This window comes from Nonomuraea africana, assembly GCF_014873535.1.
Classification (GTDB): Bacteria; Actinomycetota; Actinomycetes; order Streptosporangiales; family Streptosporangiaceae; genus Nonomuraea; species Nonomuraea africana.
The window spans coordinates 4,739,818-4,754,014 of sequence record NZ_JADBEF010000001.1 but is presented as its reverse complement, the minus strand read 5'-3'; the positions used below and the strand labels follow the sequence as shown (position 1 = coordinate 4,754,014).

At 70.6% G+C, this 14,197-nt stretch carries 17 protein-coding genes and 1 pseudogene; 9 read left to right on the top strand and 9 right to left on the bottom strand.

The window, feature by feature from the left end; genetic code table 11:
* Window positions 1-55: 55 nt before the first annotated feature.
* On the bottom strand, window positions 56-703 hold the full coding sequence (locus tag H4W81_RS22505; protein WP_192776643.1) for a DUF899 domain-containing protein: 648 nt from the start codon (window positions 701-703) through the stop codon (window positions 56-58).
* A gap of 78 nt (window positions 704-781) precedes the next feature.
* On the opposite strand from H4W81_RS22505, the gene H4W81_RS22500 reads away from it, so the two are divergent.
* A complete protein-coding gene (locus H4W81_RS22500) occupies window positions 782-1,411 on the top strand; it encodes a winged helix-turn-helix transcriptional regulator (protein WP_192776642.1) in 630 nt (209 codons plus the stop codon).
* Window positions 1,412-1,425: 14 nt separating this feature from the next.
* Here H4W81_RS22500 and H4W81_RS22495 read toward each other — a convergent pair whose 3' ends face one another.
* Window positions 1,426-2,604: an ROK family protein gene (locus H4W81_RS22495; protein WP_192776641.1), complete on the bottom strand. Its 1,179-nt coding sequence runs from the start codon at window positions 2,602-2,604 to the stop codon at window positions 1,426-1,428.
* A gap of 405 nt (window positions 2,605-3,009) precedes the next feature.
* On the bottom strand, window positions 3,010-3,912 hold the full coding sequence (locus H4W81_RS22490; protein ID WP_192776640.1) for a phosphotriesterase family protein: 903 nt from the start codon (window positions 3,910-3,912) through the stop codon (window positions 3,010-3,012).
* Between H4W81_RS22490 and H4W81_RS48730 the strand changes: the two are divergent.
* The 5 genes and pseudogenes from H4W81_RS48730 to H4W81_RS22470 form a co-directional block, all read left to right on the top strand.
* A pseudogene (locus tag H4W81_RS48730) lies at window positions 3,911-4,075 on the top strand (hypothetical protein); the annotation flags it as partial. The gene H4W81_RS22490 and the pseudogene H4W81_RS48730 overlap by 2 nt on opposite strands.
* A 73-nt stretch (window positions 4,076-4,148) precedes the next feature.
* Window positions 4,149-4,277 carry a cellulose binding domain-containing protein gene (locus H4W81_RS48725; RefSeq protein WP_318781887.1) on the top strand — a complete coding sequence of 43 codons (129 nt, stop codon included), beginning with the start codon at window positions 4,149-4,151 and terminating at the stop codon, window positions 4,275-4,277.
* A gap of 335 nt (window positions 4,278-4,612) precedes the next feature.
* Window positions 4,613-5,053, top strand: coding sequence for a TIGR02611 family protein (locus H4W81_RS22480; protein ID WP_192776639.1), 441 nt, complete (start codon window positions 4,613-4,615; stop codon window positions 5,051-5,053).
* Between the two features lie 232 nt (window positions 5,054-5,285).
* The gene (locus H4W81_RS22475) at window positions 5,286-6,203 is read left to right on the top strand and encodes a TolB family protein (protein ID WP_192776638.1); all 918 of its coding nucleotides are present in this window, start codon (window positions 5,286-5,288) and stop codon (window positions 6,201-6,203) included.
* Window positions 6,204-6,282: 79 nt separating this feature from the next.
* Window positions 6,283-7,167: a TolB-like translocation protein gene (locus tag H4W81_RS22470; RefSeq protein WP_192776637.1), complete on the top strand. Its 885-nt coding sequence runs from the start codon at window positions 6,283-6,285 to the stop codon at window positions 7,165-7,167.
* Window positions 7,168-7,229: 62 nt separating this feature from the next.
* Here H4W81_RS22470 and H4W81_RS22465 read toward each other — a convergent pair whose 3' ends face one another.
* Window positions 7,230-7,550: a GroES family chaperonin gene (locus H4W81_RS22465; protein ID WP_192776636.1), complete on the bottom strand. Its 321-nt coding sequence runs from the start codon at window positions 7,548-7,550 to the stop codon at window positions 7,230-7,232.
* A 117-nt stretch (window positions 7,551-7,667) separates the two neighbouring features.
* Between H4W81_RS22465 and H4W81_RS22460 the strand changes: the two genes are divergently transcribed.
* Window positions 7,668-8,231, top strand: coding sequence for a DUF1349 domain-containing protein (locus tag H4W81_RS22460; RefSeq protein ID WP_192776635.1), 564 nt, complete (start codon window positions 7,668-7,670; stop codon window positions 8,229-8,231).
* Here H4W81_RS22460 and H4W81_RS22455 read toward each other — a convergent pair.
* A complete protein-coding gene (locus tag H4W81_RS22455; RefSeq protein WP_192776634.1) occupies window positions 8,228-9,190 on the bottom strand; it encodes an endonuclease/exonuclease/phosphatase family protein in 963 nt (320 codons plus the stop codon). The genes H4W81_RS22460 and H4W81_RS22455 overlap by 4 nt on opposite strands.
* A gap of 44 nt (window positions 9,191-9,234) precedes the next feature.
* Window positions 9,235-9,570 (bottom strand): rhodanese-like domain-containing protein, encoded by a 336-nt coding sequence (locus H4W81_RS22450; protein ID WP_192776633.1) that lies wholly within the window; start codon window positions 9,568-9,570, stop codon window positions 9,235-9,237.
* A 36-nt stretch (window positions 9,571-9,606) separates the two neighbouring features.
* On the opposite strand from H4W81_RS22450, the gene H4W81_RS22445 reads away from it, so the two are divergent.
* On the top strand, window positions 9,607-10,278 hold the full coding sequence (locus tag H4W81_RS22445) for a TetR/AcrR family transcriptional regulator (protein WP_318781886.1): 672 nt from the start codon (window positions 9,607-9,609) through the stop codon (window positions 10,276-10,278).
* Here H4W81_RS22445 and H4W81_RS22440 read toward each other — a convergent pair.
* From H4W81_RS22440 to H4W81_RS22430, 3 genes are read right to left on the bottom strand one after another with little or no spacing between them, the layout of a single operon-like run.
* Window positions 10,275-11,075 (bottom strand): ABC transporter ATP-binding protein, encoded by an 801-nt coding sequence (locus H4W81_RS22440; RefSeq protein WP_192776632.1) that lies wholly within the window; start codon window positions 11,073-11,075, stop codon window positions 10,275-10,277. The two genes, H4W81_RS22445 and H4W81_RS22440, sit on opposite strands and share 4 nt — an antisense overlap.
* On the bottom strand, window positions 11,075-12,088 hold the full coding sequence (locus H4W81_RS22435) for a FecCD family ABC transporter permease (protein ID WP_192776631.1): 1,014 nt from the start codon (window positions 12,086-12,088) through the stop codon (window positions 11,075-11,077). The genes H4W81_RS22440 and H4W81_RS22435 overlap by 1 nt, the downstream gene beginning before the upstream one ends.
* A complete protein-coding gene (locus H4W81_RS22430; protein ID WP_192776630.1) occupies window positions 12,085-13,143 on the bottom strand; it encodes a FecCD family ABC transporter permease in 1,059 nt (352 codons plus the stop codon). The genes H4W81_RS22435 and H4W81_RS22430 overlap by 4 nt, the downstream gene beginning before the upstream one ends.
* A gap of 79 nt (window positions 13,144-13,222) precedes the next feature.
* Between H4W81_RS22430 and H4W81_RS22425 the strand changes: the two genes are divergently transcribed.
* Window positions 13,223-14,155, top strand: a complete 933-nt coding sequence (locus tag H4W81_RS22425; RefSeq protein ID WP_192776629.1) for an ABC transporter substrate-binding protein — start codon at window positions 13,223-13,225, stop codon at window positions 14,153-14,155.
* Window positions 14,156-14,197: the final 42 nt, after the last annotated feature.

Genomic DNA, 14,197 nt, shown 5'->3' with positions numbered 1-14,197 from the left:
GGGCGGCGCAACCCCGGGAGGGTGACGCACCACCCCCAGGAGACGGCGCCGTCGGTCAGGCGTATTCGTCGTTGAGGCGCCACCACTCGTACGGCGGGGTCTGGGGCCAGCCCTCGGGGGAGTCCTCCCAGGTCTCCTGCCTGCCGTACGGCGTGAGGTCGAGGAGGTTGAAGTCCATCCTGAGCCGGTCTGCGCCGCGGGAGGTGGTGTAGTAGGTCCTGAAGACGCGCTCCCCGTCGCGCAGGAACACGCTGATCCCGAAGCCGCCGCCGGCGCCGCAGTCGATGTTGAACTCGGGGCCCGAGTAGAGCGGCATGCTCCACCCCAGCCGGTGCCGTACCTTCTCGAGGTCGGGCAGCGGCGAGCGCGACACCAACGCCATGGTCGTGTCGCGGGCGCGCAGGTGCACCAGGTTGGGGATGTTGTCGGTGAAGGACGCGCATCCCGAGCAGGGGGTGCCGTCGTCGTGCAGCGGCATGAAGTGGTAGACGACGAGCTGGCGGCGTCCGTCGAACAGGTCGAGCAGACTGCGCTCGCCCTCGGGGCCGTCGAAGACGTAGTCGGTGCGGAACTCGACCATCGGCAGGCGGCGGCGCTTGGCGGCCAGGGCGTCGAGCAGTCTGGTGGCCGCCTTCTCCTCGACCAGCAGCTCGTCTCTCGCGGCCTGCCACTCCTCGGCTGAAACGATCTTGGGGAGGTTCATGGTGGATCCCCTCTCTCTGTGTGTGCCTTCTCCTAACTTAGGAGTGAAGCCTTCGAGAAACAAGAGTAGGCTGATCACGTGCGTAGTTATCAGGACCCGTGTGGGGTGGCCCGTGCGCTCGACCTCGTCGGCGAGCGCTGGGCGTTGCTGGTGGTGCGGGAGCTGATGCTCGGTCCCAAGCGCTTCACCGATCTCCACCGCGACCTGCCGGGAAGCAGCCAGAACGTGCTCTCCCAGCGGCTGCGCGAGCTCGAGGAGGCAGGGGTGGTACGGCGGCGCACCCTCGCCCCACCCGTCGCGGTCCGGGTCTACGAGCTGACGGAATGGGGCCGCGGGCTCGAGCCCGTCCTGCTGCACCTGGGGCGCTGGGGCAGCCAGGCGCCCATCACCACCGCCAACCAGGTAGGCGTGACGTCGCTGGTGCTGGCTCTGCGGGCGATGTACGTCCCGGGGTTCGAGGGCAGTCTGGAACTGCACGTGGGCGAGCAGGTCTTCCGGGTCACCGCGTCCGTGGAAGTGCTTGAGGTGACGCGGGGTACGGCGGAGCGCCCCCAGGCCGTGCTGAAGGGGGAGCCGGGGGCACTCGCCTCGGTGTTCTTCCAGGGCAGGGAGCTCGGCGCGGCGATCGCGGCGGGGGAACTGGAGGTCGAGGGCGACCCGGCGGCGGTGTCACGCCTGATCGACCACCTGGCCCGCTCGGCCGCGTAACCCGCGTCCGGGCTTCAGCGCAGGACGGCGCGGTCGACGGTGCCCGGGTCGAGGACGTGCTCGATCACCATCACGGCCGCCCCGATGACGCCCGCCCGGTCGCCCAGCTCGCTGGTCCTGATGCTCAGGTGCTGGGTCGCCAGCGGGAGCGACCTGCTGTAGATGACCTCGCGGACCCCCGCCAGCACGTGCTCGCCCGCCTCGGCGATGTCGCCGCCGATCACTATCACCGCGGGGTTGAAGAAGTTCACGATCGAGGCCAGCACGTCGCCGACCTCGCGTCCCGCCTGCCTGATGAGCTGGACGGCCTGCGTGTTGCCCTGCCGTACGAGATTGACGACGTCGCGGCTGTTGGTCGCGGGCACTCCCGCTGCGGCCAGCCTGGCGGCGACGGAGGCGCCGCCCGCGACCGCCTCGAGGCAGCCGGTGTTACCGCACCTGCACACCACGTCGGCCGCCGAGGACACCCGCACGTGTCCGATGTCGCCCGCCGCGCCCTGCGCGCCCCTGTGGAGGCGCCGGTCGGAGATGATGCCGCACCCTATGCCGGTGCCGATCTTGACGAACACCAGCTGGTCGGCCTCGGGCCTGGCGGCCCAGTGCTCGCCGAGGGCCATGATGTTCACGTCGTTGTCCACGAGGACGGCGGCGCCGAGCCGCTCGCCGAGCCACTCGGGGACGGGGAAGCCGTCCCAGCCCGGCATTATCGGCGGGTTGATCGGTCGCCCTGACGCGTGCTCGACCGGCCCCGGCAGGCCGACGCCCACGCCGCACACCTGCTCGACGCTGTGCCCGGTCTCGGCGAGGAGCTCGAGGAAGGTGTCGAGCAGCCACTGGAGCGTCGGCTCGGGGCCCTTGTCGATGGCGAGGTCGGAGGTGCGTTCGGCGAGGACCGTGGTGGCCAGGTCGGTCACCGCGACCCTCGCGTGGGTGGCGCCGAGATCGGCGGACAGGACGACGCGGGCGGAGCTGTTGAACGCGAACGCCACGGCGGGCCGGCCGCCGGAGGAGATGGCGTCCTCGGCGGGGACGATCCACTGATGGGTGAGCAGGACGTCGAGGCGCTGCGAGACCGTGGACCTGGCTAGGCCGGTGAGCTGGACGAGCTCGGCCCTCGTGCGGGCCCGGCCGTCCCTCAGGATCGCGAGGAGCGCGCCCGCTCCGGCGACCGTGCCGACCGGTTCGTTCAGCATGTCCGGAGACAACGCCGCTCCTTCCGCCACCCTCAAAACGTGATATGTCGAATTGAAGCACACTTCTGCTTGACCATCGGCGGAAGAATCATGCCTTCCTTAAGTGTGCCGCGTGTCGAGACCTGGCGTGGTCTTGAAGGTGCCGCCCGGCCGGGATGGCGTGGTCTTGAAGACGACGAGGGGGCGCCGCCTGCGCGATACCCAGCGTGGCCTTGGAGGCGATGAGGGTGCCGCCGCCGGGTGAGAGCTGGCGTGATCTTGAGGGTGGCGGCGGAGGAGGGGGAACGGCCGGGGCGGGGGAGGGTGTGCCGGAAGGGGTGGTCCAGCAGGCTGGGGGGTGCGCCCGGAAAAGAGGGTGCGCCGGGAAGGATGGTCCGGCGGGCGGGGGATGCCTATGGGGCCGCGTCAGCCGTTGGTCAGCCAGCGGAGCGGGTTGTCGTGCGTGATCGCCTGGATCGTCTCCTCCGCCACGCCCGCCTCCCGCAGCCGGGGCAGCAGCGTGCGGAACACGTGGGAGTACCCCGCCCCGCCGTACCGCTGGAGATGGGCGACGCGGGAGACCCCGCTGCCGAGCAGCAGGCGGTCGCCGTGCCCCTCGGAGATCAGCTCCATCGCCACGCGGGCCGCCTGCGTGGCGCCGAGGCCGACGGAGGAGAGACTGACGTACGCTCCCGCCTCGGCGACCTTGCGGGCGGCGGCCGGGTCGCCGCCTGTGCAGGCGACGCTGACGCGCGAGCCGGGCAGCCCCTCGCCGAGCAGGATCTCCAGCAGCGCGAGCCCGTTCTGGCCGTGGGTGGCCACGGGCAGGCGGCTGGACAGGGAGGCACGGGCGGCGGCGACCAGGCAGCGCTCCTCCACGGGAGTCGGCTCCGGGCCCCACGCGCCGACCTCGCCGATGACGCCGGGGAGCACGCCCGAGCCGTCGAGGCCCGAGGTGATCTCGTCCATCAGCCGCGCGGTGAGGGTGTCCACGTCGTCCTCGCGGACCTGGGTGAACGGCTCGGCGTACAGGCCCGTCGAGGCGACGACCGGGACCCTGCTGCCCGCGGCGACGCGGGCGAGGGAGGTGGCGTCCCTGCCCATGCCGATGCAGGTGAGCTCCACGGTGAGGCCGAGGCCGTCCGACTGGTGCAGCTCGCGGAGCTCTTGGATGACGGCGCGCTCCTCGTCGAGCCAGCGGTGGGGGTCGGAGTCGATGCCGACCGCCCAGCGCAGGTCGCAGCGCAGGTGTTCATGGGGGAGGACGGCGCCGGTGATCGCGTCGGCGCGGATCTGACCGGTGACGGTCCGTAGAAGTGCCTCAGGCATGGACGACATTAACCATTTTTGCCGCCAAACGCCTAACGTCTGCCGAAAGCTTTACCTGCTGAATGTTTCACGGGCTGACCTGCGCAGACGTCCGCCGCTGCAGGGCGGCTTCCAGGCCGAGGTCACAGTCAAGGCCGACCGGCCGATCAAGGGCTGGACCGTGTCGTGGGCCTTCCCCGGCGGCCAGCGGATCATCCAGCTCAGGAACGGCTCGCACACCCCAGACAGGGGCCGACGTGACGGTCAGGAATGTGTCGTGGAACGGCGCGCTGGCCGAGGGCGGGATGGCGACGTTCGGTTTCACGGGGTCGTGGACCAGGGCGAACGGGGTCCCCAGTCCTGTCGGTTGTGCCGCCGTGACGTGACGGCGGGGGCCGGAGTCCCGCTGGAGCACGCGTGATGGACGGACGGTCACCGGTGACCCCGGTGGCCGTCACCGGCGCCTGCCGTACTTTCTGGTGCCCGCGGGAAATCGGAGAGATCCGCTGCCGGGGATCAGGGAATCAGAGAGATCCGTTTTTGGGGGGAGCAGGGACGAACCTGGAGAGATCCGTTCCTGGGATCAGGGGAATTGGCGAGATCCGTCTAATGGGGCATTGGGCGGAAATCGGGGAGGTTTGTCGCCGTCGCGGCTGGTTGGTGGTGATCGCGGGCGCGGCGATCTACCGGTTAGCTCTATTCGGCCTATTACCCTTGATGTGTGGCAATCGACTCCGAAACCGGTGACGCCGACAAGCTGAAGGACGAAGCGGCGCGCCGCTCCGGCATTCACGGCTGGCTCGACGGCATCCGGTCCACCCGGACCGGTGCCCTCACGCTCAAGATCGTCATCGGCGTGATAGGCGCCGTGATGGTCGTGGGCGGCCTCATCATGGTGCCCTTTCCAGGCCCGGGCTGGCTGGTCGTCTTCGCGGGGCTCGCGGTGCTGGCCACCGAGTTCCACTGGGCGCACAAGCTGCTGGAGTTCGGCAAGAGCGTCCTGCACGGCTGGACCGAGTGGTACAAGCGGCGGGGCTGGACGGTGCGCATCATCGTCCTGCTCGTCACACTGGCCGCCATGGGCGTGATCATCTGGGCGGCGCTGAAGCTCAGCCTCGGCATCGACCTGGTCGCCAAGGCGCGCGAACTGCTCGGCGTCTAGCGTCTCTGATCAGCTTAGCGATCCCATGTCAGACGTGGTGTCTGGCGGGGGTTGTGCCCACTTCAAACTGGTGAGCCTCCATACCGGTTCGGTCTGCACGAGAGCGGGGCCTGTGATCGCCCCTAGGCCGCCGCCGTGCTCTCCGCCCTCGTAGCGCTCGGCGAGATTCCCGCCGGCACCTGGCGCGCGGAACTCTGGCTGAGCTTCACCGGTAAGTGAGAGGGTGCCTTCCGTGAGCCCAAGCACCCTCCTCCTCGCCGCGGCGCTCGTCTTAACCGGCGTCGACTTAACCGGCGTCGACGTCAAGCTGCCAGGTCTCGGCGTCACCCTGCACGAACAGCGCGGCGACCCCAAAAGGGTCACCGCCTACACCACCGCGGGCTCGGCCTACCTCAGGTCGGGCGGCTACTTCGCGGGCCAGCGCTCCTACAACGACCTCGCGGTCTCGCCCGGCGGCGGATTAGTCGCCGCGATCCCGAGGAAGTTCACCAAGGGCTACGACCGGATCGCGATCACCAACAGGTCCACCGGCAAGGTCACCAAGATCCGCACGGTGAAGGCGCCCATGGTGGCCGGCACGCCGTACTGGTCGCCCGACGGGCGCAGGGTGGTGCTGACCGCCTCCAAGGGCGACGACCGCACGGGGTGGCGCAGCGTCGGCTTCGTCATCGTGGACGTGGCCGCCAAACGCGCCAGACTGGTCAAGGTGCCCGGCGCCTACCACGACGCTCTCTTCCAGTGGTCGCCGGACGGCAGGCGCGTGGTCGCCGACTACTGGGACAACGTGCGCTTCTACCTGCCTGACGGACGGGTGGCCTGGACCCTGTGGCGTACCGGCGGGCTGGTCGGCGGCGAGAGCGCCTTCTCCCCCGACGGCAGGCGCATGGCCACGTGGTGCCCCAAGAAGCACAAGGCGACGCTGTGCACGTGGAACCCCTACAACGGCAAACTGGACAAGAAGCTGAAGGTCCCCGCGGTCGCCTCGTACGGCTGGTGGGACCGCGAGCACCTGATCGCGGTGGGACGGCACGGCAAGGGCTACGCGAGCGTCGTGATCGACCTCAAGGGCAAGCCGGTCCGCCCCCTGGCCACCATCAGCCGCACCGCCTGGCGCGACTACGACCTCTACCTGAGCTACACCCGCCGCTGAGGCCCTATGCTCCCCGTTTGTGAATCTCCGTAGCGCCTTAGCTGTGTGCACAGCCTTCCTCGCGCTTTCCTCCCTGCCGGTGACCTCGGCGTCCGCCGGCCGCCTCGACGACACCGAGATCGACACGGGTCTCGGTGTCACGCTCCACGAGCGGCCCGGCGACCCGAAGAAAGTCACCGCGATCGTCGGCGCCAAGCCCCATCTGCGTACCGCCGACGACACCTTTGAGGCCGTGCCCGGCTACATCGACCTGGTGGTCGCGCCCAAGGGGCAGAGGGTCGCCGGTATCCCCGAACACCCCGGTGCCAGGTACGACTCGATCGCCGTCATCGACGCGGGCACCCAGCAGACGACCAAGGTGCGCACCTCGAAGCTGCCGCTGCTCACCACGGCCGCCTTCTGGTCGGCCAACGGCCGCAAGATCGCATTGACCGTGGAGAAGAAGGTCGGCAAGAAGTGGGTGACCGTCGGCTTCGCCACGGCCGACGTGAGCGCCAAGGCCGCCAGGGTGGTGCTGCTGAAGGACATCGGCGGGGATGTGGTGTTCCAGTGGACGCCCGACGGCAGGCATGTGATGACCGGCTACAAGGACGGCGTGCGCTTCTACCGGGTGGACGGCGGCGTGGCCAGGACGCTGGCCGGAGTCGGCGAGCCGATGGGCGGCGAGACGGCGTTCTCGCCCTCGGGCACCTTGCTGGGCACCTGGTGCCCGGCCCGCTACCGCGAAAGCTTCTGCACCTGGGACCTTGCCACCGGACGGCTGCGCCACCGCGTCGACATCAAGGCCGAGCTGTCACTCGGCTGGTGGGACGACAGGCACCTGCTCGCCGTCGTGAAGGGCGGTACCGGCTACCAGGCGGTCGTCGTCGACCTCAAGGGTGAGGTGGTGCGCACCGTGGCCGACATCAGCACGTCGGCGTGGAAGAAGGACGACGTGTATCTCAGCTACACCGACGCGAGCTGATCGGGCCGCGTCCTGATGACGAACAGGTCCCCGCGGTCGAGCGAGTGCCGATCGCGGGGAACCTAGAGGTAGAGGCCGGTGCCGTGGTCGGTTTCCTGGGTGGCGACGGCGTGCAGGTCGCGTTCGCGCATCACGAGGTACACCTGGGTGTGCAGCTCGACCTCGTACTGATCCTCGGGGTTGAGCAGCACCTTGTCGCCGACCTTCACCGCGCGCACGTTGGCGCCGACGCCACAGACCTCGCCCCAAGCCAGCCGGTTGGCCATCTTGACGGTCGCGGGGATCACGATGCCTGCGCCGCTGCGCCGCTCCTCGCCGTCCTTCTCCAGCCGGATCATCACCCGGTCGTGAAGCATCTGGATCTCGAACTTGGGGTCTGCCACGAACGTCAGTCTACGCGGCGCCCGGCAGGCCGATTTCCCCAAGGCGGCCCGCGGGGCCCACCGCCGCCTGCCGGGATCTACCCACATATTTCGGATGAGCATGGCAGGATGACCGCCATGATCATGGCCTTTGGCTCCTCCGACTGGCAATGGATCAACCCTCCCCGTGAGTGGACCGCCGACGACGGGCTCAGCCTGGTCTGCGATCCCGGCACGGATCTGTGGCGGAAGACCCATTACGGCTACAGCCACGACACCGCGCATCTGTTCGGGAGGATCGTCTCGGGCGACTTCCGGCTGACGCTGACGTTCTCCGGCGACTACGCCGAGCAGTACGACCAGGCGGGGGCCGTCCTGCGGATCGACGAGGCCACCTGGGTCAAGGCGGGTGTCGAGTATGTCGACGGCGCCTTCCATCTCAGCACCGTCGTGACCCGCGAGGTGTCGGACTGGTCGGTCCTGCCGCTGGATCGCGTCGCCGGGAGCGTCACCTTCGACCTGGAGCGCAGGGGCGACGCGGTGACCGTCCGCTACGGCCTGGACGGAGCCGAGCCCGAGGCGATGCTCAGGCTCGCCGCCTTCCCGCAGGGGGCGCCCACGCTCGCGGGCGTGATGGCGGCCGCCCCCGTCGGCAAGGGCTTCGCCGCCCGTTTCGACGACGTGCGCGTCACCGCGCTCTAACCCTCGCGCACCGCGGCCGCTCCGGTGAGCGGCAGCGTGAGCTCGGCGAACACCGAGCGGTGGTCGGTGCCAGGCAGGTCGTGGACGCTGAACGCGCGCACGCCCATCCGCTCGTCGGCCAGCACGTGATCGATCGTCACCCCCGGCACCGGCCGCCAGCCCTTCTGCGGCCACGTCGCCGTGAACCCCTGCCCCATGACGTCCGCCGCGTCCCTGTATCCCGAGTCGAGCAGCTCCCGCACCGGCCAGTGGTCGAGCGTGGCGTTGAAGTCGCCCGCCAGCACCGTCAGCCGCTCTCCCGCCCTGGGCAGCGCCGCGAGCCCCGACCGCCAGCACGACATCTTCGCGGCGTGGCTGGGCGCGCACGGGTGCACGGACACCACCTCGATCTCCGGCCCGTTCTTGACCTTGATCACCGCCCTGGCCTGCCGGAACCTGCCCAGTGCGATCAACGGCCGCTCGGTCAGCGGGTGCGCGGAGTAGATCCCCGATCCCCAGACGCCGCCCTGGGATCTGTCCACCACGTACGGCATGCGCTCGCGCAGCCCGAGCGCGTCGAGCCGCTTCATGGCGCCGGGGGTGAGCTCCTGGATGGCGAGCACGTCGGGCTGAAGCCGGTCGACCAGCCTGACCAGCTCCGCGCCGTCTCCCGCCCCGACCGCCAGGTTCGCCGCCAGTACCCTGAAGGTCCCGCCACCGGTGTGCGGGTCGGCGTCGGCGAAGTATCTCGGCAGGACGGCGAAGGCCAGCGCCGCCGCCGTCACCACGGCCACCGCCATGGGGATCCACCGCCTCAGCAGGCCGGCGAGCAGCACCGGCGCCACCGAGGCGGCGGCCACGTAGGGGGTGAACGCGACCAGTTGGATCCACCGGTCGGCGATGTCCACCCCCGTCACCCTGAGCACCGCCCACACGGCGAACGGCACGACCACCAGCCAGGTCAGCACAGTCCGGATCATGGAGCGGAACCTACCGGGTCAATGTGCAGAAACCGTGAAGAGCCTCAGACGGTCACCGAGGACTCGACGGGCAGCCCCGCCTCGACCCAGTCCTGGATGCCTTCGCGGTACGTGCGCACGTCGGTGTAGCCGAGCGCGGTCAGGCGGTTCGCGACGGCCTTGCTGTTGGGGCAGGCCGGGTTGGAGCAGTAGGTGACGATGGCCGCGTCCCTGTCGGGCAGCAGCGTGGCGGCGCGCTCGGCCACCTCGCTCTCGACCAGCGCGATGGCGCTCGGCAGGTGCTGTTGGGCGTAGTAGTCGCCGCCCAGGGCGTCGACCACGGTGACGGCGCCGGCGTCGATCGCGGCCTTGAGCTCGTCGCGGGTGATGAGGACGGTCATTGCGACCTCCGAGATAAATGGACTACAGTCCGGTTTGTGGATGGCACGGAAATTACCGGACCGCAGTCCGGTTCGTCAAGTGAGGCGCTGGAGATCCTGCGCACCCGCCCGCCGCAGGAGCGCGCCGACGCGGCGCGCAACCGCGAGAAGGTCCTGGCCGCCGCGGCCGCTCTGTTCGCGGCCAAGGGGATGGAGGCGGTCTCCATGGACGCGATCGCCGCGGCGGCGGGAGTGGGGAAGGGGACGCTGTTCCGCCGGTTCGGCGACAAGTCGGGCCTGGCCGTGGCGCTGCTCGACGCCCGCGAGCGCGACCTGCAGGAGCGCATCCTGACAGGCCCGCCGCCGCTGGGCCCGTCAGCGGACGCGCGCCAGGCCGGCGCCGCCCTCGCCGAACGGCTGGCGGCGTTCGTCGAGGCCTACCTCGACTACCTGTTCGCCCACCTCGACCTGGTGCGGATGTCGGAGACCGCCAGCACGGGGGCCCGCTACCGCATCGGCTCCTACGCCTTCTGGCACCGGCACGTGACGATCCTGCTGACGGTGGCGCTGCCGGGTGAGGACGCGGAGGTGCTGGCGCATGCCGTCCTCGCGGGCCTGGCAGGGGAGGTGGCCGCCGCGCTCAAGGACAGGTACGGCGAGCAGCGGGCCAGAGCCGCCCTCGCCACGGCCGCCCTGGCCGTCTGCCGTCTGTCGAGGCCGTGCGGCTAGTGGGCGACCGGCGTGCGGGCGCGACGGGCTTCAGGGACGATCAACGGGGTGCCCGACTGCGGATCGGTGATGATCTCGCAGCGCAGGTCGAAGACCTGTTCGACCAGCGAGGGCGTCATCACCGAGGCCGGCTCCCCCTCGGCCACCAGCACGCCGTCGCGCATCACGATCAGGTGCGTGGCGTACCTGCAGGCCTGGTTCAGGTCGTGCAGCACCGCCACCATGGTCCGGCCCTCCTCGTGCAGGTCGGCGCACAGGTCCAGCACCTCGATCTGGTGGGAGATGTCCAGGTAGGTGGTGGGCTCGTCCAGCAGGAGGATGGGTGTCTCCTGGGCCAGCGCCATCGCCAGCCACACCCGCTGACGCTGGCCGCCCGACAGCTCGTCCACGATCCGCTCCGACAGCGACGTGACGTCGGTGGCCGCCATCGCCGACGCCACGGCCACCTCGTCCGCCTTCGACCACTGCCGCATCAGCCGCTGGTGGGGGTAGCGTCCCCTGGCCACCAGGTCCACCACCGTGATGCCGTCGGGGACGATGGAGGTCTGGGGGAGCAGCCCGAGCCTGCGCGCCACCTCCTTGGAGGGCAGCGAGGTGATCAGGCTTCCGTCCAGGTGCACCGCTCCCGTCCTGGGCTTGAGCATCCTGGCCAGGGCGCGCAGCAACGTCGACTTCCCGCAGGCGTTCGGGCCGATGATCACCGTGAAGGACCCGTCGGGGATCTCCACGTTCAACGACGTCGCCACGACCCGCTGCTCGTAGGCGAGGGTGAGGTCGGAGCCGGTCAGACGAGCCATCAGCGGCGGTCCTTTCGCAGCAGCAGAGCCAGGTAGATGCCGCCGATGGCGGCCGTCAGCACCCCGACGGGGAGCTGGGTGGGGGCCAGCAGCCGCTGGGCGGCCAGGTCGGCGGCGGTCAGCAGCACCGCGCCGGTGAGCGCGGAGGCGATCAGCGTCACGCCGGGGGAGCGGGTCAGCCGTCTGGCCAGCTGGGGCGCGGCCATCGCGACGAACATCACGGGACCGGCCGCCGCCGTGGCAACGCCGCACAGCAGCACGCCCGCCACGATCGCCGCCGCCCGCACGGGCTCGACCCTGATGCCGACCGCCCGCGCCGCGTCGTCGCCCATCTCCATCATCCGCAGCGGCCTGGAGACGTAGCAGCACACCGGGACGAGCACGGCCAGCGCGATCGCGACGGGGATGGCGTGATCCCATCCGCGGCCGCTGAGGCTGCCGTTGAGCCAGGCGCCGGCGTTGGCCGCGTCGTTGATGTCGGCCTTGGTCAGCAGGTAGGAGTCGGCGGCCAGCAGGACGGCGTTGACGCCGATGCCGACCAGGACGAGGCGGTAGCCCTGCACGCCCCTGCGGAAGGCGAGCGCGTAGACGAGGATCGCCGAGATCACGCAGCCGAGCATCGAGCCCGCGGCGATCTGCACCGCCGTACCGCCCATCACCACGGCGAGCACGCCGCCGGTGGCCGCCCCCGCGGTGAACCCGATGAAGTCGGGGCTGCCGAGCGGGTTGCGGGTGAGGCTCTGGAAGATCGCCCCGCTCAGCCCGAAGGCGGCGCCCACGGCGAGTCCCGTGACCACGCGCGGCGCACGGAGCTCGCTCACGATCAGTTCGGCCACCGGCGTGCCCTGCCCGAACAGGGCGGTGACGATGTCGCCGACGGGCACGGTGAACTCGCCGGTGGTGACCGCCACCAGCGCGGCCCCGACCGCGGCCGCCACCAGCACGAGGCTCACCACGAACGCCCGGGGGGACGGCCGCATCGAGTAGGGGCCGATCCTGACAGGAGTGGTCATAGCGCGGCCAACCTCCTGCGCCTGGCAAGCAGGATGAAGACCGGCGCGCCGACCACCGCGCACATGATGCCCACCTGCACCTCTCCGGGGGGCGCGATGACGCGCCCCACGATGTCCGCGCCGAGCAGCAGCACCGGCGCCAGCACCGCCGCGTACGGCAGCAGCCACCGCTGGTCGGGCCCCACGACCGCCCTGACGGCGTGCGGCACCGCCAGCCCGACGAACCACAGGGGACCCGCGCCCGCCGTGGCCGCGCCGCACAGCAGCGTCACCGCGATGGCGGTGAGCACCCTGGTGCGCCCGACGGCCACGCCCAGCGCCCTGCCCGCCTCCTCGCCCAGCGCCAGCGCGTTGAGCGGCTTGGCCAGCAGCAGCCCGAGCACGATCCCGGCCGCCATGAACGGCACCAGCCGCATGATCACGTCGTTGGTTTGCGCGGCCAGCGAGCCCGTGAGCCAGAACCGCATCCGGTCGAACGCCTGGGAGTCCATGCGCAGGATCGCCGAGGAGACGGCGGTGAAGACCATGCCGAGCGCCACGCCCGCCAGCGCCAGCCGTACGGGGGAGGCGCCGGAGCGCGCGGCCGAGCCGAGCGCGTAGGCCAGCGCCGAGGCCAGCGCGGCGCCGCCGAAGGCGAACCACACGTAGACGGCCGGGTTGGTGAGCCCGAGCAGCCCGATGGCGACCGTCGCGCCGAGCGCGGCCCCCTGGTTGATGCCGAGCAACCCGGGATCGGCCAGCGGGTTGCGGGTCAGGCTCTGCATGAGCGCCCCCGCCAGGCCGAGCGCGGCCCCGACGCCGAGTCCGAGGATCGTGCGCGGTACCCGCAGCTCGCGGATCACGGTGTGGTCGCTGGAGCCGTCGGGCGCGGTGAACGCGCCGAAGACGGTCGAGAGCGGCACCGAGCGCGCGCCGAGCGCGACACTCAGCAGAGCGACCAGCACGAGCAGGCCGAGCGCGGCGAGCAGCCCCGCCGCCAGTACGGCGGAGCGGCCCCGTGTGGCGGCGGCGGGCTCCGTCTTCGCGGAGCGGCCCGCCAGGGGAGGCGCGGTCATGGTCCCTCTCGTCGTAAAGGGTTAGGCAAGGCTAATCTAACAATTCATGAATGAGGTAAGCCTAGCCTTAGGAGGCGTTATGTCGGTATCCAGGAGGGGCTTCCTGGGCCTCGTGCTCGCGGCCACGGCCTGCGGAGCCGAGTCGCGCGCGACGCCCGCCGCCGCCAAGGGCGCGTGGTCCTTCACCGACGACCGCGGGAGGAAGATCGACCTGGCGGCGCGGCCGACCAGGGTGGTCGCCCAGGTCAGCGCCGCGGCGACGCTGTGGGACTTCGGCGTGCGCCCGACGGCGGTCTTCGGCCCGCACCGCCTCAAGGACGGCACCAAGGATCCCGAGGCGGGCGACATCGACGTCACCAAGGTCACCTCGATCGGCAACGCGTGGGACGAGTTCAACGTCGAGCAGTACATCGCGCTGCGGCCCGAGGTGCTGATCGCCGGGATGTACCGCAAGAACGAGCTGTGGTACGTGCCCGCCAAGTCGAGCGCCGCGATCGAGCAGGTGGCTCCCACGATCGGCATCCAGCAGGAGAACCGGGCGGGCGACGAGCTGATCAGGCGCTACGAGCAACTGGCCGTCGCGCTCGGTGGCGCCGCCCAGGAGCGGGCCAGGGCGAGGTTCGTGGCGGCGGAGCGGACGCTCGCCAAGGCGGTGGGGCCGAAGGTGCTGTTCTGCGCCGCGTCGCCCGACCAGTTCTGGGTGTGCGACCCGCGGAGGTTCCCCGACCTGAAGTACCTGCTGGCCAAGGGGCTCGACATCGTCGTCCCCGACCGGCCTGACGGCTACTTCGAGACGCTCAGCTGGGAGAACGTCGACAAGTACCAGGCCGACGCGATCTTCCTCGACGCCCGCGCGCAGTCGATGCAGGCCTCGGAGGTGATCGCGAAGCCGACCTGGCCGAAGGAGGCGCAGGTGTACCCGTGGCGGGCCGAGATGCGCTTCAGCTACCAGGGCTACGCGGCCCTGCTGGAGGAGCTGGCGGCGAACCTGGAAAAGGTAAGGCTAAGCTAACCGCCAGTCCGTTTTAGGTAAGCCTCACCTTAGGAGTGCCAG

Coding starts and splice junctions, on each gene's coding strand:
- H4W81_RS22505 (WP_192776643.1), bottom strand. CDS start 703: ATGAACCTCCCCAAGATCGTTTCAGCCGAGGAGTGGCAGGCCGCGAGA.
- H4W81_RS22495 (WP_192776641.1), bottom strand. CDS start 2,604: ATGCTGAACGAACCGGTCGGCACGGTCGCCGGAGCGGGCGCGCTCCTC.
- H4W81_RS22490 (WP_192776640.1), bottom strand. CDS start 3,912: ATGCCTGAGGCACTTCTACGGACCGTCACCGGTCAGATCCGCGCCGAC.
- H4W81_RS22460 (WP_192776635.1), top strand. CDS start 7,668: ATGATCATGGCCTTTGGCTCCTCCGACTGGCAATGGATCAACCCTCCC.
- H4W81_RS22455 (WP_192776634.1), bottom strand. CDS start 9,190: ATGATCCGGACTGTGCTGACCTGGCTGGTGGTCGTGCCGTTCGCCGTG.
- H4W81_RS22450 (WP_192776633.1), bottom strand. CDS start 9,570: ATGACCGTCCTCATCACCCGCGACGAGCTCAAGGCCGCGATCGACGCC.
- H4W81_RS22440 (WP_192776632.1), bottom strand. CDS start 11,075: ATGGCTCGTCTGACCGGCTCCGACCTCACCCTCGCCTACGAGCAGCGG.
- H4W81_RS22435 (WP_192776631.1), bottom strand. CDS start 12,088: ATGACCACTCCTGTCAGGATCGGCCCCTACTCGATGCGGCCGTCCCCC.
- H4W81_RS22430 (WP_192776630.1), bottom strand. CDS start 13,143: ATGACCGCGCCTCCCCTGGCGGGCCGCTCCGCGAAGACGGAGCCCGCC.
- H4W81_RS22425 (WP_192776629.1), top strand. CDS start 13,223: ATGTCGGTATCCAGGAGGGGCTTCCTGGGCCTCGTGCTCGCGGCCACG.